The sequence below is a fragment of the Streptomyces sp. NPDC055189 genome (assembly GCF_053606765.1).
Window position 1 is genome coordinate 1 of sequence record NZ_JBSGSG010000197.1, and the last position, 1,405, is coordinate 1,405.

A 1,405-nucleotide genomic window follows, 5' to 3' on the forward strand; every position below is an offset into this window, starting at 1 on the left:
GGTGGGTGCGCCTATGGGGCCCACTGGGCACTACCTCGCTCACCCCCCCCAACGCACGACGAAGCCCCCGCCGGACGATCCGGCGGGGGCTTCGAGGGGCGGGGTCAGAGGGCGTTGGGCTCCAGGGAGAAGAACAGCGTGGGGGCGGCGGCGACCGCCTCCCGCTGTTCCTGCGTCGGCTGCGCCTGCGCGATCGTGGCCCGGAGGTCGAGCCAGACCCGCTCGCGGGTCGCGCCCTCAGCGGGGGTGATGACGCCGCTCCAGGTCGCCTGGCGGCCGTCGTGGGACTGCATGGTGAGGATGTACAGGAACTCGCGCATGGGGGCCTCCTGGCGGTGGTTGGGGCGGGGCCCCGGCCGGTGCCCCGCCGAGGGGGCGTCAGCTGGCGTCGTACCGCGCCTGCTCCAGCGCGTCCCGGACGGCCTGCTCGCCCTGGATCTCGCCGCGCTCGATCGCGGCGTACACGGCGGCCGAGCCCATGTACATCCGGTCCTGGAAGTTGACCCCCTCGGAGGAGGAGGAGTCGTCGTTCTTCTTGCCACCGAACAGGCCCATGATGATCTCCCTTGCGGTTGTGTCAGCTTGTGCCGACCGCTTCACTATGACACGACTGTGTCAGTCTGCGCAAGCCCCGTCGAATTGAGAATGCCTAGGTGTGTGTCGTGGCTCGTGCTCCTGGCGCTCGTTGATCCCGGCATGAGTACGAGCGATGACGTTGCGGGTGGGGCCGAGCCGACGCAGGAGTACGGCGTGCTGTGGGTGCCGGTGAGGTGTCCGGGCGACTGCCTGTGCTCGGACTGCTCGGGTGCGGGGGACATGTGGGCCGACGCCCAAGCGGAGATGCGGGAGGAGCTGGGCGAGGACCCGTTGGGTCCTGATGCCTAGGTGTGGCGGTCGAAAGTGCCAGAGGTGTGGTGCGGAGCCGGATGATGTGCACGTGCAGAACAGTGATGCGAGCAGGGCGGAGCGGGCGCGGTGGTGTGGGTGGTGTGGGCTGCCGATTCCGGGGCCGCATCCGGTGGTGGGGCGGCCGCGGCTGTACTGCCGGACGGGTGGGTGCCGGACGCGGGCGGCGGAGCACAGGCGGGAGCAGGCCCGGACGCGGGCGGCGGTGCTGGCGGCGGAGCGCGCGGTGCTCGGCCGACCGGAGGAGCCGATCGTGCCGCCCGCGCCGGGATCTGCACGTGCGCAACCCCGGCGGCCGCAGCCGCGGGATGCTCCGCCGGCTACTCCGCCGCGTCCGGCCCGGCCGGTGGTGGGCGGGGAGGATCTGCCGCTGTGGTGACGGGTCGCGGCCGCCGACCCTGACGGTCCCCCAGGTGCCCGCCGCGCCCTCGTAAGGCGGGGCCAGAGCGGGGGGGTCCCTCCGGTCGGGCGGCACTCACGGTGTGCCGCGGGGTGTGGG

General features: G+C 72.8%; 3 protein-coding genes. 1 reads left to right on the forward strand and 2 read right to left on the reverse strand.

The window, feature by feature from the left end; genetic code table 11:
• Positions 1-104 precede the first annotated feature (104 nt).
• Both ACWFR3_RS46815 and ACWFR3_RS46820 read right to left on the reverse strand, forming a co-directional pair.
• The gene (locus ACWFR3_RS46815; RefSeq protein WP_376183994.1) at positions 105-320 is read right to left on the reverse strand and encodes a hypothetical protein; all 216 of its coding nucleotides are present in this window, start codon (positions 318-320) and stop codon (positions 105-107) included.
• Positions 321-378: 58 nt separating this feature from the next.
• A complete protein-coding gene (locus ACWFR3_RS46820; RefSeq protein ID WP_157028735.1) occupies positions 379-555 on the reverse strand; it encodes a hypothetical protein in 177 nt (58 codons plus the stop codon).
• Between the two features lie 141 nt (positions 556-696).
• On the opposite strand from ACWFR3_RS46820, the gene ACWFR3_RS46825 reads away from it, so the two are divergent.
• On the forward strand, positions 697-885 hold the full coding sequence (locus ACWFR3_RS46825) for a hypothetical protein (RefSeq protein ID WP_376189705.1): 189 nt from the start codon (positions 697-699) through the stop codon (positions 883-885).
• The last annotated feature ends 520 nt before the right edge of the window (positions 886-1,405 follow it).

Bases quoted from the DNA above. Each gene is read 5' to 3' on its own strand.
- ACWFR3_RS46825 (WP_376189705.1), top strand. From the start codon at position 697: ATGAGTACGAGCGATGACGTTGCGGGTGGGGCCGAGCCGACGCAGGAG.
- ACWFR3_RS46815 (WP_376183994.1), bottom strand. From the start codon at position 320: ATGCGCGAGTTCCTGTACATCCTCACCATGCAGTCCCACGACGGCCGC.
- ACWFR3_RS46820 (WP_157028735.1), bottom strand. From the start codon at position 555: ATGGGCCTGTTCGGTGGCAAGAAGAACGACGACTCCTCCTCCTCCGAG.